Here is a 22,932-nt window from a genome sequence, read left to right as displayed (position 1 = left end):
ATGAACCTGAACAATACTCCTGTTGAATCCAATGGCCGCTATGTCAGCGGGCGTTGTCTTTTAAATGGAACGGACGTGCCTTTCATATCGTTTAGTGTCGAGGCTCATGCCTTTCGCGGCGCCGGGACGTTTGACTTGACGCTGGCCATCACAGCTCTACCAGCCGCCATGCAGATGCTGAACTGGTGGGCAGTGCAGACGACTATTCGGGTTGAACTGTTCATCTCGGTAAGCACACGAGCAGGCATTGATGAGAAGAAGCACATCACCGGCAACATTGATACCTGGCACTTCGAACCCGCGCGCTTTGTGATATCGGCTGAAGGACGTGACTTTGCCGCGAAGCTTATTGATGCGAAGACTACAGGAGAAAGCTTCAAAAATCAGACCAGCTCTCAAATAGCCTCCACGCTTGCACTACGTCACGGTCTTAGGCCAGTGGTTACCGCTACGAGGCAGCGAGTAGGTGAATATTATCAGATTGATACGGCTCACCTTACGGGAGAGCAGACCGAGTGGGACCTCATCACAACGCTTGCGGCAATTGAGAATTTCTCGGTTTACCTGGATGACGACAGCCTGCATTTTGAACCGAAGCACGATCCGGCTGATGCTGACAGCTATGTTATTCAATGGCAGCCACCCGGCGTGCAGGCATATCCACAGAGCAACATCTCTGACGACCTGTCGTTTTCACGCTCGCTGACGGTTGCCAAAGGCGTGACGGTTGAAGTCCTTAGCTGGAATGCGAAGCGCAAGATTAAGCAGTTTACGGCTTCCTATCCGAAGCCGACCAGAAAAATGACGCCTGGAGAATCCAAGGCTGAAACGCAGGTTTATCGGGTCATTCGTAACGGATTAACCCCAGAGGCGGCTCATGCACTGGCGCAATCCATCTATCTTCAGGTCGTTCAGCACGAGATGACTTTCAAAGGGTCAACAGCGGGCGACAACATTCTCACGCCACGAACACTGGTTCATATTAAAGGGACGCAAAGTCCGTTCGACCAGTTTTACTGGTGCGATCGTGTGCGACGCACGCTCAACTGGGAAACAGGTTACACCATGCATATCTCAGGAAAGAACCACACTCCGGCGCTGGAAGTACGGCAATGAGAGCACTACTTAATGTCATGGCGGCGTCGGCAAGACAGGCAACAATGGGCGAAATCGGTACCCGACAAGGCATCATTACCGCATACGATCCGGATGCTTATGTGGTGAAAGTACAGTTGCAGCCATCGGGTGAAGAAACGGGCTGGATCCCGTTGAGTTCACCCTGGGTCGGCAAGGACTGGGGCATGGCAGCAGGACCCATGATCGGCGCAGTGGTGGAAGTCGAGTTTGATTCCGGACTTCCTGGCGCAGGTATGGCGACGGGGCAATTCTACAACGATCAAGATCGCTGTCCAGGACCGCCCTCCGGCGAGTTCTGGTTAGTGCATCAAAGCGGATCGCTGCTCAAATTCCTAAACAATGGCGAAGTACTGCTTAGTGCTAAAGTCAAACTCACTTATGACGCACCTGCACATCATTTTAGGAGAGGAAATGTCCGGATAGACGAAAATCTGACCGTGGTGAAAGACATCCGCGACAGGAACGGCCAATACGGCACGGTAAACCGGATTCGCACTTTCCACGGCGGCCACACTCACCTTGAATGTGGCCAGGGACAATACACTCAGCCTCCTAAACAACAATTAACATCCTTTAAGTCGCGGTAATCCATGTTTGATCTTTACCACATTACGGGTGGTGACCTCGATATCTCTCCCGCCGGCGACCTACGTCCTGTCGATCAGCAGGAACGTGGAAGACAGCGCATTTTGCGTCGTCTCCTCACCAATCCAGGTGACTATCTGTTTCATCCTGGGTATGGCGCCGGGTTGGGAAAAAAAGTAGGCGAGAATATTCATCCCGGGGAGTGGAGGGCGCTAATCGCCGGGCAGATGTTGCTTGAAGAATCTGTGTCTTCCAGTCCGCCACCGCATGTCCGTTTGTCCCTGATAGAAAGTGGCGTCAGTGTCTCCGTGTCATACACGGATGCGCTGACTGGTACTCCTGAAACACTCAGTTTTGACATAACGAGGTAAGCATGACCGCATTCAACATCAAATCTTTCACTGAACTGGTAAGCGGCCAGGTTACTGCTGTGCAGTCGCGAGCGCAGAAGCTGGTGGACTTCTCTATCGGCAGCATTCTCCGATCGCTGGCCGAGTCGAATGCCGGTGTGGCCATGTGGATACAGCAATTAATCGTGAAACTGCTGGTGACAACGCGCGCGGCAACCTGCTCAGGCGAAGATCTCGACAGTTGGATGGCGGATTTTGGATTAAGGCGGCTTTCTGCCGTACAGGCAACCGGACAGGTTGTATTTAGCCGGTTTACGGCAGCACATGAGGCATTAATCCCTTTGGGAACACTGGTATCCACGATTGACGGAAGCCAGAGTTATACCGTGATTGCTCCAATGGATAATAAAGCCTGGGATGCAGAGCTTTCGGGATATATTTTTGAGGCAGGGGCCAGCAGCCTGACTGTGCCTGTCCGGGCTTCAGCTGCAGGTGCATCGGGCAATGTGCAAAAAGGTATGGTTAGTATCATTACAGGCTCTATACCGTACGTTGATACGGTGACCAACAACACCATATTTGTGAATGGTAAAGATGCAGAGTCTGATGACGAATTCCGTAAGCGATTTATTACGTGGATAGCGTCTTTGTCTAAAGCCACAAAAGGGGCTTTGGAGTATGCAATCAGCAGTTACTCCGAAGTGACCAGTTTTACTCTGACAGAAAACCTTGCCTGGGATGGTACGCCTAAACCGGGTTATTTTTACGCTGTAGTGGAGAATTCGAGCGGTCAAAATGATAAAGAATTCCGTGAACAGGTATTCAGGTCTATTGATGCAGTTCGTGGTTTCACAATTAATTTCGGGGTCTTCTGTCCAATGGTAATTACAGTTGATGTTGTTATTTCTGTTGCAACTAAAAATCGGGAGCATGACGTAAAAGTCATTGAACAGATTAAAAAGAGAATTACCGAATACATCGCAAATCTTCATATTGGTCAGCTTCTCTCATACACCCAAATTATCAGGGTGGCATATGCCGCCAGCCCACTGGTCACTAACGTCACTTCATTAAGTCTGAATGCAGATACAGCAGACCTGGCCGCTTCCCCAAAAGAGGTAATTCGTCCTGGCAAAATTGTGGTGAGTTAAATGACTTCAGGGGATCAGAACGATATCTATGTGAGACTTCATGCTCTGCTGCCTGCGGGCTGGTTTGCCAATACCAGCCCGCTGCTCACCGGTGTGCTGGTGGCAGCAGCCCATACACTTGCATGGTGCCATGAATTGTATCGCTATGCCCAAAAGCAAACACGAATCTCAACCGCCACTGATGGCTGGCTCGATATGACTGCGTATGACTTTTTTGGCGATACTCTTCAACGTCCTTTAGAGATGCCCGATGACGCTTTTAGTAAACGGATACGGAGTGAACTCTTGCGCGAACGCGGAACGCGGCAGGCAATTATAAGCGTCCTGAATGAGCTGACAGGCAACACACCCACGGTCTTTGAACCTCAAAGACCAGAAGATACCGGTTCATATGGCGGGCCAGCATTAGGTTACAGAATGGCCGGCGGATACGGTTCATTACTGACGCCTTATCAGGCATTCGTCGTTGCACGCAGGGGCAAAATCTCGGGTTTGCCCTACATTACAGGTTATGGCAGTAACTCATCCGGATACAGTACGCCTTCGTACGGGCAATACGTTTCACTGGACAAGTTACGGGGTGAGCTGAGCGATGCACAAATATACGCTGCGGTGGCTGCAGTGAAAGTCGAAGGCACCACCGTGTGGGTCAGGCTGCATTAATCTCTCATTTACTAAACTTTTTGCTGGCCACCTTCACGGTGGCCTTTATTTTGGGAATTATTATGGATCGTCAGATTGTTTATCCAGGGCAAATTCCGCTCGAAACGGACCTGTTAAATACTAACAAATTTGCAATGGTAGGCCTGGCCAAACTAGCCGCTGCCATCATGGGTCAAAATACCTGCCTCTGCGGACTTGAATGCACGCCTGGTGTTCCAGAATCAATGATGATCAACGTGGGGCAAGGGCAGATATATGCTCTTCAGAGCATCGATGATTCGGCCTATTCCTCGCTGGCGCCAGACACGACGAGAAGCATCCTAAAGCAGGGGCTGTTCATGACCCCAACGTCATTCACGCTCAAGGCTCCGGTTACGGAGGGGCAGAGTATCAACTACCTGATTCAGGTTACGTATAGCGAAGTGGATACGGGCCCAACAGTGTTGCCCTACTATAACGCAGCCAATCCGGCCATCGCGTATAGTGGGCCTGACAATACAGGAGCTGCGCAAAGTACGACCCGTTCGGGTGTCTGTCACGTTGCGTTAAAAGCTGGCATTGCAGCAGCCACAGGTAAACAGATGACACCGTCCCCTGATGCCGGCTATATATCTGCATGGGTTGTAACGTTGCACTTTGGAGATCATGTAGTAACTGCAGGTCATATCCGTCCTGCTGATGGCGCACCATTCCTGCCACATGACGGCTTCATCAGTGCGATTCAGCAGGGCAGTTTGACTTACGGAGAAGACACCGGAACCGCCAATCAATACCAGCTTTTGATTCATCCCGCCGTGAGGCAGCTCAGTGACAGTATGCGTTTGCGTTTCCGGGCTAGTAATACCAATACGGGACCCTCATCATTGGCGGTGGGGCAACTGCCGGCAACCAGCATATTGACTAATGAGCATCAACAATTGCAGCCTGGGGACGTTACTGAAGGACAGATTGTGGAAGTGGAGTGGAACAGCGCGTTGAATGTATGGATTCATTGTTCCGCTATTAGCAGTTACAGCAAAGTGGAGTCAGATAAAAAATTCTATTCCTGTGCTGGAGGCAATATTGGCGGCGATGTTGTCGTGGAAGGGATTTTGAAGGTCGACAAAAATTTGCTCGTAGGAGAGGCTGAGCTGACTGATGAAGGTGACTTGAAAGGTAAACAGTGGGATGGGAGTCTTAAAAAGTGGATTAAAGGACTGTTGCCTAAAACCACTGGAAATTCGGGGGCCTGGTATTACAAATCAACCAACAAGAGACTCATTATTCAGGGGGGAAGAATAGAGCGTTCCGGCCAGACAACCCGCGTCGCATTTCACATCGTTTTTCCTTCTCAATGCCTCAATGTCCAGTTTTCCTTAAACAAAAAGCACAAAAAAAGTGTCGAGAATCCTTATGTCAACGTGATAGACAACTCACACTTTGAGCTGGTCGCGGGTTCAGGTGAAACCGAATTCTATTGGGTTGCATTTGGCCACTAAAAGTAGGGGGGAATGATATGAATATTGGATTCAGTGCAAAAACGAAAGCTTTCTACGACCTTGATGAGAAGGCGGTATATATTCAAAATGGTTCATGGAGTGAAGATGTTAAAAGCATATCAGAAGTGCTCTGGCTGAATCACTGTGGCCAGCCTCCAAAGGGAAAAATTCGTGGTGCTGATGAACACGGTATGCCTTGCTGGATTGATGCTCCAGAACCTACCGAACAGGAGCGTATAGCGGAAGCCGTAAATATAAGAAATGCGATGTTAATGACGGCTGACACCGAAATTCGCCAGTTAAAGATTATTGAAGAAATTTGTGCATTAACGAGTGAAGAAACTCAGAGACTTATGTCATGGAAAAAGTATCTTGCAGATGTATACCGCATCGAACCGGGAAATGTTAGTTCCATTCGCTGGCCAGATGTTCCAGTGTAAAAGATGATTAAGCTGCGGCAATTCTAGCTGAGAGAGCTGATTTTATCAGCTCAATGCTTTGAGGCAGGAATTGTTTAAAAATGATAACCCACACTCAGTGATGCAGCGTTCAGGCTATTGTAATCCTGATTTTTCTCTGCTGGCGCCCCTTCATATCCTGCTGCAAGTGTGAGCGTATCAGTAACATTCAGGATAACGCCGGCACCAAATGCAACATTATTGAAAGAGTGGGAACCATTTCTTACCGCTTTATTCGTGACCTTATCATGTAGAAGGGGCTTATCCATTCTCAAATGATATAATCCAAAAGCGCCATAAACAGTCAAAAGATCGTTTATGCGTAAGGATGGGCCAAACATGGCAGAATAATACTCCGTGTCTTGTGTGGCTTTTTTATCAGTCTTGACCCTGATACGTCTGCCATTGATGTCCTTCTCATTGTGAAACTCATCTGTGTCATCCCAAAAATTCTTTAAGGCCGTCAAAGATCCAACAATACCGAACATGCTCTCGGGCTCGTAGATCATTTTAAAGTTTGGTCCATGAAGGCTGCCGTAACCCTCAATGGATCCGTGCTCATAACCAAATAACATTGTGGCACGGTCTGGTATATACAAGGCTTTTGCATTCATGCAAAAAATACAGGATAGTGCGGTGATTATTTTGATTAATTTATTTTTCATTTATAGTTCCGCAGTAATTCAATCAGATATGAATAACAAAAGCCCCCTTACGTATATTGAGGGGGCGTATTTGATCAGAAACGATAGCCAACACTCAGCATAACAGCATTGATGGGATGTAATTTTTCATCAAACCTGACTCTTGAACCTTCATACCCCATATTGAGACTTAAATTGTCGGTAATATTAGCAGTCATGCCAAAGCCGTAAGCGAATCGGTTAGTGTTAAAGCTGGCGGAGGAAGTTTTATTACTACTTAAGTTAGCGGCTGAGGTTTTATCGATTTTGCTATGCGATATACCAGCCAGTGCATAAATGCTAATGGATTCATTTAAACGCAGAGTTGGACCAAACATCGCAGAGTAATATTCAGCACTGTTGCCTGGTTTTGTTGATGATGATCCTTTATGTTTTCTAATACCGTTAGTTATTACGTCCAGGTCTGACCGCAGAGCTGTCACTGAACCCATGATTCCTACGGGTAAATCGGGTTCATACTGAACCGTTAGGTTCCCCCCATAGAGAGAACCGAAGTCACGAAGTTCCCCTTGTGAATAGCCCATGGAGATGGTCGTTCTGTTTGCATTAACATTGTAATCAACAGGTGAAGCAATGGCTGCCCCACTTGTAATTGAGGCCAAGATTAAAAAAGCGCATTTTATTTTACTGTGCATCTCAATTGCCCTGTGTTAGTTTTCTGATTAAGGAGATCGCCTTAATCAGCAGAGAGGTTACAGATATTTTTAGTCATAAAAATGAATATTTATGTTTTGCGAGAGTTCAAACACAACCTATATAGTAAAATGTTGTCAGCAGATTAATGTATTTGCATGGCTTATTTTGTACTTTTGTATTAGTTGCTCGGGATGTCGTGTTTTATATGGGGGTTTTAAACATCTCTCATGTTGGTTGACGCGGATTTAATGGCCTATTTCATCGTCACAATAACGGTCATTTTATTGAGATATAATCCCGATATTGTTCAGTCAATCGCCAAACATAATATTCTGAAGTGCCACATGTAATCTAAAGCTGAGAGGATATGGAGATAAATATGAAAAGAGCTATAGCTTATCTACGTTTTTCATCTTTACAGCAGGTCCAGGGAGATTCAGTCAGAAGACAGAAGAAATTAATTGATGAATGGATTAAACATAACGCTGACTACTACCTTGATCCGGTAACATTCGAGGACCTTGGGCTGAGCGCATACAGGGGACAGCATGCTATTTCAGGCGCATTTTCTGAATTTATGGAAGCGGTGCAACGGGAGTTAATTGAAGCGGGCAGTGTACTCCTTGTAGAAAGTCTTGATCGTCTATCAAGAGAAAAAATAGGTGATGCGTCCGACAGACTCCGTACAATCCTCAAAGCGGGGATCGATGTGGTTACACTCACTGATGGCACGCATTATACCCGCGATTCACTTGACGACCCTTACTCGATCATCAAAGCAATTCTGATAGCCCAGCGAGCTAACGAAGAAAGCGAGATCAAGTCTAAACGCCAGCGAGCAGTCTGGGCCGAAAAGCGTAAACAGGCCGCTGAAAAGGGGGAAATAATGACCCGCCATTGCCCCTCCTGGTTGAAAGTAAACGCTGCTTGTAATGGTTTTGAGGTAATAGAAGACAAAGCAGACATTATCAGAACTATTTTCGAAATGAGACTCGACGGCCGCTCTTTTGAGAAAATCAGTCAGGCACTGAATGTCCAGGGTAAGAAAAATCTTCGTGGAAAAGTTTCTCAGTGGAATTCAGCTTCAATTGAAAGACTGGTTAAATCTAAAGCTGTGATTGGCGTTCTTTCTCCGTCATATCGCATAACAGTGCCCGATGTTGAGGACATTCCTCATTATTATCCTGCAATCATCAGTATTGAAGATTTTGAGCGTGTTAGGCGTATTAGTTACGAACCTGAAAGCAGAAGGAACACCAATTTTAATCCGCATCTAATAAATATTTTTAAAGGGCTGATGCACTGTAAAGAGTGTGGGCATGCCATTATACTGACGGGGATCAGCACAAAAGGCTATGGCTACTATGTTTGCTCAATGCGCCGTCAGCACAGATGCAAATCTGAAGCGGTCAGAAGAGATCTAACGGACCGCTACCTGATTACTGGAGTCATAAAAGGTGCATCAGGAATGGACCCGCACTTATCAAATGAAACTGCTTTAACTTCAATGACAGTCAGGCAATTGGAATTAACCGGTAAGCTTCAGAACGTGATTAAGGCGATAGAGCTTGCACCGGATGTCAGAGAGCTGACAGTCCGAGCAGCTGAAATTGCTGCTGAAATAAATCAGTTAAAGAGTGACATGGCTGAAATACAGGATGAGCGCGATATGAAGGCTGCTTCTGCACTAAATGTGCTCAACGTAGCCGACCGCAAGGAATTTCAATTAATAGCTCGAAGAATAATTCAGGATATTAAAATTGACGGTAAGTCAAAAACCTGTGATATCTATCTGCATAACGGGATGAAAGTTCTGAATTATCCCCTCACAAAGTCTACCGGCTGGTCCTCTATACTTGATGCAATGGCTTATTTAGAACAAACTGAAATAATTCTCTGATAAATCGAACCATTAAAGTTCAATCATGAATTAATATCATAAGAAAACTTAAGTATCTTGATAAAAATAAAGGGATACTTTTTCTTAATCAGCGAGTCATTAAATATTTCAAGTCAGGTTGAAGGTCGAGTCACCATAAGAGTGGGGAAGGTTGCATAGTCACTCTTTTGGTTTCTGCAAAATGATAAGTAACGTATTGATATCTTAGCAATAAAAATTCAACAAAAAGCACTCAGAACTAAAGTTTCAAATTGCTTTTTATCCTTTGAATACAGCAAGTTATATGAATACTTAAATCCTTTAAAAGTGTGAGTAAAGAAACAATTCACACAGCAGCATAGTAATCCTCCTTAGTTATCAGTGGGTGAATAAGTGAGCTGATCATAGTGGCGAAAAGCGGCACTTTCCAGTGAAAAATGCCAGAAGTGTGGCGGCACTCGCTATGACGTACCGGGCAGGGCGCTGGCATCGCTAATGAGCCTGTTCGGTGAAAATCGCCTTCAGAGGTCTTCTGCAAAACTCCAGCAAAACTCTTCTGCAAAACTGGTTAAAAAATGAGCTGCCTTTGAGCCTGGGGGTTCTTGTTTGATGGCATATCAAATAAAGTATGGGAGGCCGCTTAGTGCCAGAAGCGGACGTTGCTAACTTCATGTTAAGTTGATGCGCAGGAATCTAGTCAAAAGCTAAGAAGAGGCTCATATGTCATCACAATCTATACAATTAGTGAAAGTCATAGCTGATATAGCTATCGCACTCGAATTTACCGAGGAAACTTTAATTAATCCTGATGTGGCCCTTGAGATGCAAGAGAGTATTGCAGGAACTCTTCAGTCCCTTGATGAAGTTAGCCGAAAAGATATAGCGGATGTCTTTGAAAGTATCTCGGCTCTTTATAATGGAGAAGTTGCAGACTACGTCAGGTCTATACCTGCTAATTATGGCATCAAATAAGGAGACCATTAATTATTGCAAGGTCCGCAGATCGCTCATAGCGGACCTGACGCGCGCATCAACTTCGTGCCAAAAGCGGACCTGAGATATCCAAATTTATTAATCTAGTGTCATCAGAGAAAGACACGTACTCCACCACCGCACCTCAAAACAAAACAATATAAAATGCTAAGTAATATTATAAAAGCGATCTATCCAGGCTTTCATCTTAGAATATCTCCACTGATACTTGAATTATCATTCAAATAATCTTGACATTAACTTTCGCCACAAGGGTGTTTTTTTATTGTCGGTTAGTGTATTAGCCCAAGATGGATTCTTTAAATCACTTGGTAATAAATATTTTCGATCATCATCATCTACAACGACTGCACCTAAATTTTTTGCTATCTGTAACATCTTCCAATAAAGGGCTTCTTCGGGTTGCTTGCTATAAATTCGACCATCATCCCAATCAAGCCAGGATTCATCATGTGCCTGATGGTTACTCCATCTAGTAAAATAATCCCCATTCCTTTTATCTATTGATAATTCTTCATCATTATCAATAAGCTGAACCCATTCTTCACTTGTGATTGGATTACTTGCGCTATCAAACCAATTTTCTGTTCTTACGATATGAAGTTCCCAGCCCATAAACATCTCCTTTTGTTGATGAACAATCCATAAAAAATGTTCAAACGAAAGTCTGAAGTTTAGCTCCTAAACAACCCGAAATCATGCAACTTTAATGAGCTGGTATATTTACAGGCTAAAAAGTTGCCCATAAAAAGCGACAGTGTACTTCTTCCCACTGATAAACTCATTGTGATTTTAGTCATTCTGCACCAGTGATGAGAACTGCTGCTGACTTTCTCCCTCGCTTATGGCGGGCTTTCGCTGAATTATGCGCAACTGCATTGAATCAAAAGATCAGCTTCTTCCATTCACTGCTTCGCTCATCGTTATATTTGTCTGTCATTGCCTGATTTGAGTGCCCCAGAAGTGTTTGCGTATCGATGCCCTGAGCTCTGTATGTAGTGGTTTACTGAATTTGGCCACCTGAACAGAGGTGATATGCTCACCTCAGAACAACACAGGTGTCCGAATGAAAAAAAGAAATTTCAGTGCAGAGTTCAAACGTGAATCCGCGCAGCTTGTTCTCGATTAGAACTACACCGTGGCTGAAGCCGCTAAAGCCATGGATATTGGCCTTTCCACGATGACGCGCTGGGTAAAACAGCTTCGTGATGAACGCCAGGGTAAAACACCCAAAGCCTCCCCCATAACACCTGAACAAATCGAAATACGTGAATTAAAGAAAAAGCTTCAACGCATTGAAATGGAGAACGATATTTTAAAAAAGGCTACCGCGCTCTTGATGTCAGACTCCCTGAACAATTCTCGCTAATCAGCGAACTCAGGGCGCGTTATCCTGTGGCGCTGCTATGCCATGTGTTTGGAGTCCACCGAAGCAGTTTTAAATACTGGCGATGTCGTCCTGCTGAACCCGATGCTGAGCGGGTACAGCTGCGCAGTCTGGTCCGGGAGCTACACAGTGCCAGCCACGGCTCGGCGGGCACCAGAAGCATTGCGGCAATGGCAACGCTCAGCGGTCGCAGGATGGGACGCTGGCTTGTCCGGCGGCTGATGAAGGAAGCAGGCTTAGTCAGTTGCCAGCAACCAAAGCACAGATATAAGCGAGGAGGCCAGGAACATGTTGCCATCCCAAACGCGCTTGATCGCCAGTTTGCTGTAGCGGAACCCAACAAAATCTGGTGTGGCGATGTCACTTATATCTGGAGCGGCAAACGCTGGGCTTATCTTGCCGTTGTCCTCGACTTGTTTTCCCGAAAACCAATCGGCTGGGCAATGTCATTCTCGCCCGACAGCAAACTGACCATGAAAGCGCTGGAAATGGCATGGGAAACGCGAGGAAGGCCATCTGGTGTGATGTTCCATAGTGATCAAGGCAGTCATTATACCAGCACGGAGTTCCGTCAGTTGCTGTGGAAATGCCGGATAAAACAGAGTATGAGCCGTCGTGGAAACTGCTGGGATAACAGCCCAATGGAACGGTTTTTCAGAAGCCTAAAAAACGAGTGGGTGCCGGTGACTGGTTATATTAACTTCAGCGAAGCAGCTCGTGCGATCACAGACTATATCGTCGGGTATTACAGCTCACTCAGGCCGCATGAATATAACGGTGGATTACCACCGAACGAATCGGAATACCGATACTGGAAAAACTCTAAAGCGGTGGCCAGTTTTAGTTGACCACTACAGACTAAAATCACAATGAGTTTATCAGTGGGAAGAAGGACACTGTCGCTCTGTCTGGGCAACTTTTTAGCCTGTAAATATACCAGCTCATTAAAGTTGCATGATTTCGGGTTGTTTAGGGGTTAAACTTCAGACTTTCGTATGAACATTTCTTATGGATTGTTCATCAACAAAAGGAAATGTTCATGGGCTGGGAACTTCATATCGTAAGAACAGAAAATTGGTTTGATAGCGCAAGTAATCCAATCACAAGTGAAGAATGGCTTCAGCTTATTGATAATGATCAAGAATTATTAATAGATAAAAGGAATGGTGATTATTTTACTAGATGGAGTAACCATCAGGCACATGATGACTCCTGGCTTGATTGGGATGATGGTCGAATTTATAGCAAGCAACCCGAAGAAGCCCTTTATTGTAAGATGTTACAGATAGCAAAAAAATTAGGTGCAGTCGTTATAGATGATGATGATCGGAAATATTTATTACCAAGTGATCTAAAGAATCCATCTTGGGCTAATACATTAACCGACACTAAAAAAACACCCTTTTGGCGAAAGTTAATGTCAAAATTATTTGAATGATAATTCAAGTATGAGTGGAGGCATTCTAAAAATAAAAGCCTTGAAAGATTGCTTTTATAATATTAATTGGCATTTTATAATCTTTTGTTTTGAGGTGCGGTGGTGAAGGATATGTCTTTCTCTGATGACACTCGATTCATAAATTTGGATATCTTAGTATCCGCTTTTGGCACGAAGTTGATGCGCGCGTCAGGTCCGCTATGAGCGAGGAGCGGACGTTGCCGTTGCTTCGAAGCTAATGACAGCATGACTCAAATCTTGGCGTATTAAGTAACAGGGAGCAGGTCATCCGCTCCTGGCACGAAGCGGATCGCCTAACAAGCCGTAAGATGGATTACAAGCAGGTGTGGAACACCTGCTTAAACAGTCAGCGATGATATTTAATCGACGACCAGAGGCGGGCCAAAAGAGAAATAACGAGTATTGTCGACAGTGTACACAGGCTTAACATCACTGGTGCATAAGACCCCTGTGCCATCAATTGACCTGCTGCTGCTGTGCCAAGTGAACCTGCAGTAATCTTCATTGCACCCACCCAGACGAAGACCTGCCCCCGGCAGGATGGTGGGGAAAACTCACTGCGCGCGGCAAGCGTAGCGGCGAAAAAAGCAGCATTAAGCATTCCGGTTATGAAGAAGCAGAGAAACACTGGCATAAAACTGTTGACTACCAACATGGAAAGCAGGCCTGCGACAATCAGCCCTCCAATATTCAGCATCAGCCTGTCGGGTTCACCTCTCAGTGGAATAACCATCAGGCATACCGATCCCGCCAGATTACCCGCTCCGTAGGCAACAGTAAGAAAAGCGGCTGTGGCTGCAGGAACACCAAGATTATCAGCCATACTCACCGCAACAATAGGCAGGACTGAGACAGCAAACGCGACGGCCATCGTCAGATACAGTGTCCTGCGCAGTGGCGTGTGTCGGATCATCATACCCACCGTTGCGATGGCGCCGGCAACCTCTGCAGGCTTGCCGCTGTGTGTAACCGGTAAAACTGGTAGCCGCATAATAAAGAAAGCGGCGAAAACAGTGCCAACGGCCAGGAGGTAAAACGCCGAAGAAGGAGAAGTCCAGGTGGAGATGGCGGCAACAGCAGAGGGCCCCAGCGTGCCACCGAAACCGTAAGTTGCCACATCAAGACCCTGAGCCCGACGCTGGTTTCGCTGGTCTGGCCCTGCAATGGCAGGCAGAAAAGTGCTAATCCCACCTGTCAGGAGTGGGCCACAGAGTCCTGCGGCGATAAGAAGGAACGCCGTCAAAAGTAAAGGGATGTGGCCGAAAGTCGCTGTCATTATCCCTGTGAATACGCCAGGCAGGCCGTCGCAATGACTCTGCGCCCGTCGCTGGCGGTATCGATATGGCGGGCAATAAACGGCCCTAGCATATGTGGGAAAGTAATGCAGGCAGCCATCCACCCCGTCACTGCGTAATACTGTTCAGATGACTGGCAAAGCAAGATCACGGCCAGCACCCCGCCGCCATCTGCAATGCGTGCCAGCATCGCAGCACAGGCATAGCGGGCAAGGCCTGCCTTAACAGGCGCGTTTGTACACCGAAGGATTGTCATGACGATTAATGCCTGGCCAAGTTTCAGGAGGACCGACAGAGTGCCGGTCCAGTGGGTGGGTTACTTCAGCTCCAGCGCGGTGATCACACAGGCAATATCCGCGATCTCGCTCGCTGACAGCGGCTGCAGAGGGCGAGGCAGGCAATAGGTATCGGTCAGTCCAAGCACGCCAGCGGCAGCGGCAATCACACGAATACTCCCGCCGTGTTTACGGAATAGCGCCCATAGCGGTTCCAGTCGGTTTGTCAGTGCCATGACGCGTGCATGATCCCCTGCTGCTGCTGCCTCGGTGATCTGTTTTGCGGTTTGCGGGAACAGACCCCCACACACGGAGTACCAGACCTCGCAGCCTGCATTTAATCCCAGTCCGGCATACGCATCGCCACTGATACCAATTGTCACTCCCGGGCGAAGATGTTGGCGTAGCGCATTCACCCGCTCAGCGGCTGCTGCCGGGTTGTCAGGAACACCCGGGATCTTAACCGAACGCACCCCCACCAGTGATGAGAGACGACCGTGCAGTTCATCCGTAAAGGTAAAATGTGTGGTGCCCGGATTATCGTAGACACAGACGGGAACAGACGCGTGCCGGGTCACCGTCTCAAAAAGCGCGAAGACCTCTTCGTCACGGAGTGACTGGTAGCTGACAGCCGGAAGCAACAGGGCATTCGCGCCTGCGGCCTGCGCATCATCAACCAGATGCAGGATGGCATCGGTGCTGACCGCACCCACACACACAATCACAGGGATATCTTCGGCAAGCTGTTTAGCCAGAGTTGCGATGCGATTGCGCTGCTCCCGTGTCAGATACGCGTAGCTTCCGGTTGATCCCAGAATGCCCAGAGAATCAACACGGGCCGCCGTCAGGCGGGCCAGAATCTTACTGTACCCCTGTTCGTCGACGCCGCTGGCGGTGATAGGGGTTAACGGGAAAGCAGACAAGCCGGTGAACATTGTGTTTCTCCTGAATGATATTACTGGTATTGCTCTTCGATAAGAGCCACCTCTAACCACAGACCAGGCATCATTTTTTCAAGGCCATTGGTCAGCATCTTCCCGGCTTCGTGAAGCATCTCCAGTGGCATCTGCGGCAGACTCTCCAGAATGAACCACATTTGCTGAGCTTCCACGTCAAGGCGGGTTCTGATCCCCTGCCGCCAGTTCCAGCGACGACAGGTCACGCCAGCATCATCACACCAGATAACCTCACCTTGCGAAGGGTATTCAATGGCGGTCTCACCGTCTTTGACGGTATCAAAAGGCTCTGTTCCTTTTGCCACAACCAGACGCGGTGAACCCTGATAGGCAGCGATATTCTCTCCCCCCACCGGAACGGCATAGCGGAGGCTAACGGCGTTATACAGATCAACGATGGGATCGAGCGCAGGCATGGCACCATCGCGCATCACGCGCTTACGCAGCGCATCAGCAGAACAGGGAGTACGTTTTGGTTTTGCACCAAATTTTTGAAATACATCAGCCCATGCGGCCAGATGCGGTTCAGCCCAATCGGGAGTTTCTGAAAGTACCGCTTCACAGGCGGCTTTCAGTGCCGTTTCGCCAACGTGCGGGTTCACTAGTGGCGCTGCCTGCACCGAGATGCTGAGTGCCCTAAAACCGGGCGCTATTTCATAGACTTCAGGAGAAATTGACGCAGAGACTGTTAACACGGGATAATCCTGTAATGACCATTTTATTGCATAATATCGACCAATGACCAAAAAAGTCAATTTAGTGACCGAGTTCGGTGCAGATATCAGCACAGTGAATGAAGCTGTGTCCCTGCGGATTAAACAGTTCCGTAAAAATAGAAAAATGTCTCTCGATGCCTTGTCCCAACGCGCAAACGTCAGTAAGGGCATGTTGGTAGAGATCGAAGGGTGTAAGGCTAATCCCAGCATTGCATTGTTATGCAGGCTTGCGGCTGCAATGGGTGTGTCAGTAGCCGATTTTGTCGATGTGAGCACCAAACCTGATGTGCATATCATTGCTGATAATGAGATCCCTGAACTCTGGAAAGGCGACAACGGTGGGAGCGCCAGGCTTCTTGCTGGCTCAGGTGGGCCAGATATGATTGAGCTTTGGCTATGGGAAATGCTACCGGGTGAGAAGTTTGAATCTGCGGGGCATACATCTGGCACGCTAGAGTTATTGCATATACAGTCCGGAACGCTGACGCTGGGCGTGAAAGAGAGTGTGTTTCAGGTAAAAGCAGGATTTTCCGTTACAGCCAAAACTGATGTTCCGCATTTCTACGAAAATCAGGGTAAACACACTCTGAACTTTATTATGGCGGTTAATGAAAAAGCTTCATAAGGGTCTTTAGTTTTGCGACCGAAACATCCTGATATGCACGTCAATATTCTCATATCGCGCATTTGCAATGTCCGCTGTTGGCACACTGCGGACGTAATGTTTCATCATAATTCCGATTCAAAGCAATTACGGCGGCCGAGCAGTGCGCAGCCGGCCTTCTGAATGACGCCCTAGCGTCATGGAGGGATATATAACTCCGATGGTAAACGGCGCCGTACGCCCGGCGTAGCCGGTTTATGACCCATAAAGCCTGCCAGTCCATCCCCCTCCCTTGTATCTAACATTATGTGGTGATTAGCTACCATCACACGAAGCTGAGTGAGCCGGGCCCCTCCCTGAGGACAATCTGAATTACTGATCCTGCCTGACAGCTTGCGGCCCTCCGTTTCACCTTACACGCCAGCACATTTTGTTGAACGGTTACCGTGAGCATGACTCCGAATGTACAAGGCGAACAGGCGTGACGGTCAATGTGAGAAAAGAAGGAAAATGTTTCCTGTAGGTATATGACCTTTGCATCCTCTATGATGGCATAAAGGGTCGTATACGGACCAAAAAGAAAAAAATGACAGTAGTGCTGCAGCTAATATCATCCGCTGGCTTCGAATGCAGCACTGTGGCTTGGAGGACGTTCACCTTATTATGGAAGCAACCGGCGTTTATCACGAACGGTTAGCTCTTTCGCTGCATGAAGCTGGCGCATAATTTAAAAATATCGCTCAACGGTATAAACCTAAAGGGTCGCGTTATGCTGAGAACAAACAATAAAAAGATATTAACCCTTATATTCCCCTTACTCTTCGCTCAATTACTGAGCGGGTGCTCACTGACTCGAGTTTCTGAAAAATCGCATGCCAGAGAAGTCGAGAGCCTAAATGTTATCGGAATGAGCTTGGTTTCGGCGAAAGAAAAGTTAAGTAAAGAAGGATTTGATTGCAGCGATTATCCTGAGACCAATAGGGTGCAAACCCAATCTGGCGCACGCACTTTAATACAGCTTGATTGTAGCAAACGAAGCTTAGAACTGATTTGTCCGCAGATACGCTATGCGGTACTCAATGCCGACCCCCAAAGCTTCAAAGTGGTATTGGTGGGAAAACGCATAACTCAACAAGCATGTTTTTGATGATTAATGTTCCTACGTTAAGCCTGTTTCTAAAAGAGACATGACAGGCAACTTTGAGCGAACAGCGGACATTAATATCTCAGGCCTGTTTGTAAACTATCAGTATGTTTAGTTGAAACTATGTTGAAAAGTCAGAGACTGATAGACGTATGGTCAAGTTAAGCTATTTAGTAACTGCTTTGCCTGAATGTAATCGTAAGACGTTACTTCGATCTTGTTATTACTAAGATCGCTAAAGTATACGGACATCGATACATCGTGGTCACATACAGTGAAAGGAATTTTGTTCTTATTGAGGGCCGGTATTAACTCGATGAAACTAGGAACTCCAACTGCGAAAGCGATCGTATGTCCGGGATACTGGTGTTTTCTCAGGAAAAGTGAAAGTGCTGCCCTATTATTCTTTATGACCAGCGGCCCACCCTGTTCAAACCAGAAGTTCAGCGATGTATCGCGTGAAAATCCAATTACCTGATTATACCAGTGCTCGGCCTGCTCAATATTTTCAACGTATACATGTATATGATCTATTAAATCTATTTTCATCGTGTAGCTCTCTAATCTTTTTATCAGAAATACTCGCTGAATAGTTTCTGATAAACAACTAGCAAAGCATCTTCCACCACTACATTTACCATAATTATTTGGGGTACCTACAGAGGTTCTTAACGTCTGCTTCTGGCACAAAGTTGACTGATGCAAGGAGCGAATGCCCGCTATGAGCTGTGAGTTCAACGGGTCGATGCAACGCTATCCTTGATCAAGGTGGACGTTGCCATGAAACGGCGAACGTTTTGTGTGTTTTTGTAGTCTTTATCCACCATTGTCAAACGTGTTAATGAAGAACTATGCCAATCGATTTTCACTTGTTGACTCCTGTTTTAAACAAACGATAGCGGTTTTCAAATTTAACACGCTGACTTTGAAATGCCCGCTTCAAGCACTTAGCTGGGTCGCGAATTCTGTTATAGGCAGCGCGTCAATATTAGCTTGTTGTAGCAAGCAAGAAGGCGCGCAGCACACTCAGAAGCAATGGTAGACAAAGCTTGCCCGCTTTATCTCGAAGGGGCGTAGGCTTTCGGTTAAGACCCGAACTTCACGTCGGGATATCACTATCGTGTCCAGTGCCGATTATGCGATACCTGAAGGGTTCAGGGGATGATGAACATTAATTCATATAGACTTTTAAACTGAAGAGTGAAGTGCCGGATGTCTCTTGGTACCAGATATGATCCTGACCATACAGCCTGTTCCGTTTATCATTGAATAGCTGTGGCAACGTCAAACTACAAAAAATTTGGGCCTTGCATTTATCTCCTTGAATTTAACTCTGATTTATCAGACTGGCATTTCAACCTGAATTTTTTCGCTGTATTACAATGAATAGTATTTACTCATCTGTGAGGCATTCAGGGATGGATCAGCGTTCTGGCGGTCAACGACGTGCTTTTGATACGGCGATAGAATGGCAGGACCGTAATGATATGGTCAGGCAAGCGTTACACGTCAGTATTCCCTGGTTCACGTTTGTGAACGTCAGCTTTGCTTTGATAATTTTGTTTCGCAATGTCCTCATTAGCGGTTTTGACCGTTCAATCAGCAATCAGGCAGAAATACTTCCTCTAATTAATGGCATTGCAGTCAGCATCATTGCTTTATCCTGCTTACTGGCCTTGTTGATCTACCGTCTTCCCGCCAGATTTACTACCGTAAGCCTTGGTTTGCTGCTGATTCTCAGTTTGATGTGGAGCTACTGTAGCTATCATTTTCTCGTCTGGTGGCACTTGCCCTTTGCGTGGCCCCTTAGTGTGATTCTTATGCTCACCGCCCTGGCCGCGCTCTATTATCACCCAATAGCTCTTTTGCTATTCCTCACCCCGTTATGGTTAACCGCTCTGCTGGCAAGCATGCAACTTAATCAGGGTATCAGCGTGCGATTCTTGCTGGTCTGGCTCATCCTCACCGCCATTCTCATATATGGCCGCTATATCCTGCAGCGCTGGTTTGATGAAGCATGGCGGCGTTATCAGGAGAACAGGATGCTCATCGCGCGACTTGATGTCATGGCGCATCAGGATGCACTCACCGGAACAGCAAACCGGCGATCTTTGGAAAACTATCTCAAGGACGCTATCCACCAGACTTTGCCGTTTGCACTGATCATGCTCGATGTAGACTATTTCAAACGCTACAACGACCATTACGGCCATCAGGCCGGGGATGATTGTCTGGCAAAAGTCGCCGAGGTTTTGAAATTGTCGGTTCGCACGCCCGCCGATCTGGTAGCACGCTACGGAGGGGAGGAGTTTGTGGTGGTGCTGCCAGCGGCCTCACTCGACGAAGCCGCTTTGGTTGCAGAACGTATCCAGGCAAGCCTGCATGAAACAGCGCTGGCGCATCTCGCATCCGAGGTCAGCAAAACGGTAACTGTGAGCATGGGCATCGCGGTTTCCGGCAGTAGTGATAGCGCGGCCGGCATTATTGCCCGCGCTGATGAAGCACTCTACCGGTCAAAACAGCAGGGACGAAATCGGTGGGTAAAGCAAAACCAGGCTTAACCTTCATCGCGGACATCCTTGTTCGCAGGAGGCGAAAACCAGTTTGACTTTGTCACAATCACTGGCTGATCCGGCTGACTGATGAAGTTAGGCGACATGATCTGCACGCCGAATTCATTGAACACATCCTGTATATGTCCGTGAAGAATACTTCTTACCCCGGCCAGCGATTCTCCCGCCTGAAGCCGGACCTGAAGTTCATAAGCCACATACCAGTCCTGCAGCGCCAGCTGGCGGACCACTGGGGTAATGCTGCGGTTAACTCCTTGTGTGCGACTGGCGGCCAGCTCCAGCATCGCTTCAACCTGACGCCAGGGCGTGTCATAACCAATGGTGACGCTGGTCGTCATATTGACGCCGTCGCCTTTCAATGTGGCGCTCAGGTTTACGATTCTGCCGCTGACGACCACCGCGTTGGGAACCGTCACCTCGTAATTCTCGCGGGTCAGAATTTTCGTTGCCAGCATGCCCACCTCGCTGACGACGCCTTCATGCTCGGCAATCCTGATCACTTCGCCTTTTCGCAGCGCGCGGGAATAGGTCAGCACCAGGCCGCTCATGGCATGGTTCATTACGCCTGCCGAGCCCAGCGTCAGCATCAGTCCGAAGAAAACGCTAATCCCTTTGAATGCGAGCGAATTAGCGCCGGGTAAAAATGGATACGCCGCCGATAAGGCGAATAACCAGATGACAACGCTGATGAGTTTCCGGGTGACGCCAACGGTATCCGGATGCAGGCCCGGCAGGTGTAACTGCCCGGTCTCAACGCGTTTTAGTACCAGCCGGAGCAATCGCGTCACCAGCCCCGTAATCAGGAAGATGACGACAACAATCAGCATACCCGGCAGCGCCGAAAAGATTGCCAGCCCGAGATGTTGCAGCAGCCCTACCGCATAACGCCCCAGCTCCATGCCCCAAATCCGCGTCCAGGGAAAGAGCCGCAACACCCAACTGACCCAGATGTAAAATGCCACGAGGAAGGCCACGGTAAGCACAATGGCATACAGCCGTACCTCAATGGGACCAAGAAAAGTGCGCAGTGCACCCGGGAAACTTTTCCGCTGAGCACGTCTTGCGTCATATATCCGCTTCAGCCAGGCATAAGAGCGCAGGGCAAACAGGATAAACGCGATCAGCAGTAGCGCACCCACAAGGCTTTTACCCACTGAGAGCAACAGATATCGCGATGAGTACTGCTCAGACAATGATTGCCTCAGCGTGTCCAGCCGGAACCGGAGGCGCTCTGCGGCCTGTTCCAGCGTCAGATCATCCCCTTCATCCAGATCGCCCTGCGCCAGTAACATAAAAGGTTTGCCGTTGACGGAAAAAAGCACAGCTGACTGTTGGTAGCGCGTCAACGTGTGCATCTTTACCGGTTGAGCAAGGTCATTATCATCAAGCGTACGCAATATCGACACGATGCGCTGGACGCGCTCCTCTGGCGTGGTCAGGCCAAATTTCGCCTGCAGCATCACTACTGGCTGATTAAGCAGATACAACGTCCGCGCTTTTTCCTGTGCCGAAGGCGCCTGACGCGGCTCCGCGCCCAGTGCGTTTTGGAAAGTGAGGAGCAGCAGGAAACCGCACAGACACATCACCGCTTTAATCATTTTTGCCTCCAGAAGTCGTACATTGCCTGGCGGTAAATCCATCCGTAAGGCAGCCATCAATACGCATTATTGAAATTGCCAGGTATACGAAATCAGAAAGCGTTTGTCGGGATCGTCCAGATAGGTGTTGTTGTCCATAATGAACGTCAGAAGGTTAACTGAACTGTGTTTATCAAATTTGTAACTAGCGCCGATCCCGCCAAAATAGCCCCGGTAATGTTCACCTTCCTCATTTTTTGACCCATAAGAGCCTGCTGCAAAGCCGATCATCGTCAGTTCAGAACTCAAAGGGCGGAGGGTAAAGGCACCCAGATAGCCGCTGCTACCGGAAGTGGTGATGGTGCTGAACCCATATTCGGAGGGAATACCATCAGCGAACTGAGGCGCTTTACAATCTGCTGGATTTCCGGTGCTGCAGCCGGTTATCTCACCGGTGTTGTAGGTATATCCAGCCATGGGGAATATCTGGAAACCGGCTGGCGCGAAGCCAAAATAGCTGAGAGGGACAAAGGTTCCGACGGAATAGTTAGTCTGGGAGGCGCCATTGGTATATTGGTTTTTACCAAAATTAAAGTTAACGATGCCTACCGGAAACAGCCATGACCCGCCCACACGCCACTCGCTGGCATCGCTGTTGACACGTGCATTCAGTTTTTTTGCCTGATCCAGCGCGACAGATCCTGAGAAAGAGAGATTACTGTCGTCCATGTCATAAGTATTCGACCACGAGATGCCCACTTTGGTCGTTACCTTTGTTGGATCATCATCAAGCTTGTCGCGATTATCATTAACTTCAGCACTAACAGCCATCTGGCTTGAAATCAGCAGCCAGAAAGACCAGCTCCATACAATCCCATTATTTCGTGTCATTGCTACTCTCCAGCCAGCCCG

22 protein-coding genes and 4 pseudogenes are annotated in these 22,932 nt (G+C 47.7%); 15 read left to right on the top strand and 11 right to left on the bottom strand.

The window, feature by feature from the left end; all coding sequences use genetic code 11:
• The 7 genes from VIJ98_RS22965 to VIJ98_RS22935 are packed head-to-tail and all read left to right on the top strand — an operon-like array spanning position 1 to position 5,804.
• On the top strand, positions 1 to 1,116 hold the full coding sequence (locus VIJ98_RS22965; protein WP_323271606.1) for a type IV secretion protein Rhs: 1,116 nt from the start codon (positions 1 to 3) through the stop codon (positions 1,114 to 1,116).
• A complete protein-coding gene (locus VIJ98_RS22960; protein WP_323271604.1) occupies positions 1,113 to 1,724 on the top strand; it encodes a phage baseplate assembly protein V in 612 nt (203 codons plus the stop codon). Before VIJ98_RS22965 ends, VIJ98_RS22960 begins: the two co-directional genes overlap by 4 nt.
• Positions 1,725 to 1,727: 3 nt before the next feature.
• A complete protein-coding gene (locus tag VIJ98_RS22955) occupies positions 1,728 to 2,093 on the top strand; it encodes a phage tail protein (RefSeq protein WP_323271603.1) in 366 nt (121 codons plus the stop codon).
• 2 nt (positions 2,094 to 2,095) lie between these two features.
• Positions 2,096 to 3,223, top strand: coding sequence for a baseplate J/gp47 family protein (locus VIJ98_RS22950; protein WP_323271601.1), 1,128 nt, complete (start codon positions 2,096 to 2,098; stop codon positions 3,221 to 3,223).
• Positions 3,224 to 3,886 carry a hypothetical protein gene (locus VIJ98_RS22945; RefSeq protein ID WP_323271600.1) on the top strand — a complete coding sequence of 221 codons (663 nt, stop codon included), beginning with the start codon at positions 3,224 to 3,226 and terminating at the stop codon, positions 3,884 to 3,886.
• Positions 3,868 to 5,364 (top strand): hypothetical protein, encoded by a 1,497-nt coding sequence (locus tag VIJ98_RS22940; protein WP_323271599.1) that lies wholly within the window; start codon positions 3,868 to 3,870, stop codon positions 5,362 to 5,364. The genes VIJ98_RS22945 and VIJ98_RS22940 overlap by 19 nt, the downstream gene beginning before the upstream one ends.
• Positions 5,365 to 5,381: 17 nt before the next feature.
• Positions 5,382 to 5,804: a tail fiber assembly protein gene (locus VIJ98_RS22935; RefSeq protein WP_323271598.1), complete on the top strand. Its 423-nt coding sequence runs from the start codon at positions 5,382 to 5,384 to the stop codon at positions 5,802 to 5,804.
• A 74-nt stretch (positions 5,805 to 5,878) separates the two neighbouring features.
• Here the strand turns inward: VIJ98_RS22935 and VIJ98_RS22930 are convergent, their stop codons facing one another.
• Positions 5,879 to 6,487, bottom strand: a complete 609-nt coding sequence (locus VIJ98_RS22930) for an Ail/Lom family outer membrane beta-barrel protein (RefSeq protein WP_277976377.1) — start codon at positions 6,485 to 6,487, stop codon at positions 5,879 to 5,881.
• 74 nt (positions 6,488 to 6,561) lie between these two features.
• The gene (locus VIJ98_RS22925) at positions 6,562 to 7,161 is read right to left on the bottom strand and encodes an Ail/Lom family outer membrane beta-barrel protein (RefSeq protein ID WP_277976376.1); all 600 of its coding nucleotides are present in this window, start codon (positions 7,159 to 7,161) and stop codon (positions 6,562 to 6,564) included.
• Between the two features lie 380 nt (positions 7,162 to 7,541).
• Between VIJ98_RS22925 and VIJ98_RS22920 the strand changes: the two genes are divergently transcribed.
• Positions 7,542 to 9,062, top strand: coding sequence for a recombinase family protein (locus VIJ98_RS22920; protein WP_323271597.1), 1,521 nt, complete (start codon positions 7,542 to 7,544; stop codon positions 9,060 to 9,062).
• Between the two features lie 699 nt (positions 9,063 to 9,761).
• The gene (locus tag VIJ98_RS22915; RefSeq protein ID WP_154157484.1) at positions 9,762 to 10,013 is read left to right on the top strand and encodes a hypothetical protein; all 252 of its coding nucleotides are present in this window, start codon (positions 9,762 to 9,764) and stop codon (positions 10,011 to 10,013) included.
• Positions 10,014 to 10,250: 237 nt separating this feature from the next.
• Here the strand turns inward: VIJ98_RS22915 and VIJ98_RS22910 are convergent, their stop codons facing one another.
• Positions 10,251 to 10,649: a hypothetical protein gene (locus tag VIJ98_RS22910; protein ID WP_154157483.1), complete on the bottom strand. Its 399-nt coding sequence runs from the start codon at positions 10,647 to 10,649 to the stop codon at positions 10,251 to 10,253.
• A 268-nt stretch (positions 10,650 to 10,917) separates the two neighbouring features.
• Positions 10,918 to 11,028, bottom strand: a pseudogene (locus tag VIJ98_RS22905) (hypothetical protein); the annotation flags it as partial.
• A gap of 72 nt (positions 11,029 to 11,100) precedes the next feature.
• On the opposite strand from VIJ98_RS22905, the pseudogene VIJ98_RS22900 reads away from it, so the two are divergent.
• A pseudogene (locus tag VIJ98_RS22900) lies at positions 11,101 to 12,269 on the top strand (IS3 family transposase).
• Between the two features lie 191 nt (positions 12,270 to 12,460).
• Complete coding sequence (locus VIJ98_RS22895; RefSeq protein WP_323271596.1) at positions 12,461 to 12,859, top strand: hypothetical protein; 399 nt, start codon at positions 12,461 to 12,463, stop codon at positions 12,857 to 12,859.
• A gap of 367 nt (positions 12,860 to 13,226) precedes the next feature.
• Here the strand turns inward: VIJ98_RS22895 and VIJ98_RS22890 are convergent, their stop codons facing one another.
• From VIJ98_RS22890 to VIJ98_RS22880, 3 genes are all read right to left on the bottom strand, one after another.
• Complete coding sequence (locus tag VIJ98_RS22890) at positions 13,227 to 14,156, bottom strand: MFS transporter (protein ID WP_407330317.1); 930 nt, start codon at positions 14,154 to 14,156, stop codon at positions 13,227 to 13,229.
• A gap of 335 nt (positions 14,157 to 14,491) precedes the next feature.
• Entirely contained in the window at positions 14,492 to 15,385 is an 894-nt protein-coding gene (locus tag VIJ98_RS22885; protein WP_323271594.1) for a dihydrodipicolinate synthase family protein, read from the bottom strand.
• Positions 15,386 to 15,405: 20 nt separating this feature from the next.
• Positions 15,406 to 16,101: a B3/4 domain-containing protein gene (locus VIJ98_RS22880; protein ID WP_323271592.1), complete on the bottom strand. Its 696-nt coding sequence runs from the start codon at positions 16,099 to 16,101 to the stop codon at positions 15,406 to 15,408.
• 43 nt (positions 16,102 to 16,144) lie between these two features.
• Between VIJ98_RS22880 and VIJ98_RS22875 the strand changes: the two genes are divergently transcribed.
• From VIJ98_RS22875 to VIJ98_RS22865, 3 genes and pseudogenes are all read left to right on the top strand, one after another.
• Positions 16,145 to 16,747 (top strand): cupin domain-containing protein, encoded by a 603-nt coding sequence (locus VIJ98_RS22875; protein ID WP_323271591.1) that lies wholly within the window; start codon positions 16,145 to 16,147, stop codon positions 16,745 to 16,747.
• 517 nt (positions 16,748 to 17,264) lie between these two features.
• A pseudogene (locus VIJ98_RS22870) lies at positions 17,265 to 17,446 on the top strand (IS110 family transposase); the annotation flags it as partial.
• 49 nt (positions 17,447 to 17,495) lie between these two features.
• Positions 17,496 to 17,873, top strand: coding sequence for a hypothetical protein (locus VIJ98_RS22865; RefSeq protein ID WP_323271590.1), 378 nt, complete (start codon positions 17,496 to 17,498; stop codon positions 17,871 to 17,873).
• A 153-nt stretch (positions 17,874 to 18,026) separates the two neighbouring features.
• On the opposite strand, the gene VIJ98_RS22860 is transcribed toward VIJ98_RS22865, so the two are convergent.
• Both VIJ98_RS22860 and VIJ98_RS22855 read right to left on the bottom strand, forming a co-directional pair.
• Positions 18,027 to 18,419, bottom strand: coding sequence for a VOC family protein (locus tag VIJ98_RS22860; RefSeq protein ID WP_154157596.1), 393 nt, complete (start codon positions 18,417 to 18,419; stop codon positions 18,027 to 18,029).
• A gap of 230 nt (positions 18,420 to 18,649) precedes the next feature.
• Positions 18,650 to 18,739: pseudogene (locus VIJ98_RS22855) on the bottom strand (DUF6434 domain-containing protein); the annotation flags it as partial.
• 618 nt (positions 18,740 to 19,357) lie between these two features.
• Between VIJ98_RS22855 and VIJ98_RS22850 the strand changes: the two are divergent.
• Positions 19,358 to 20,431 (top strand): membrane-associated sensor domain-containing protein, encoded by a 1,074-nt coding sequence (locus VIJ98_RS22850; RefSeq protein ID WP_323271809.1) that lies wholly within the window; start codon positions 19,358 to 19,360, stop codon positions 20,429 to 20,431.
• Here VIJ98_RS22850 and VIJ98_RS22845 read toward each other — a convergent pair.
• Complete coding sequence (locus VIJ98_RS22845) at positions 20,428 to 22,041, bottom strand: mechanosensitive ion channel domain-containing protein (protein ID WP_154157598.1); 1,614 nt, start codon at positions 22,039 to 22,041, stop codon at positions 20,428 to 20,430. The two genes, VIJ98_RS22850 and VIJ98_RS22845, sit on opposite strands and share 4 nt — an antisense overlap.
• Before the next feature lie 66 nt (positions 22,042 to 22,107).
• Complete coding sequence (locus VIJ98_RS22840; RefSeq protein WP_323271589.1) at positions 22,108 to 22,911, bottom strand: hypothetical protein; 804 nt, start codon at positions 22,909 to 22,911, stop codon at positions 22,108 to 22,110.
• Positions 22,912 to 22,932 lie beyond the last annotated feature (21 nt).

The sequence above is a fragment of the Pantoea sp. S18 genome, from assembly GCF_045689705.1.
Classification (GTDB): Bacteria; Pseudomonadota; Gammaproteobacteria; order Enterobacterales; family Enterobacteriaceae; genus Pantoea; species Pantoea symbiotica.
Note: the sequence above shows the minus strand (reverse complement) of the source record. Positions and strands in the feature narration are given on the sequence as shown.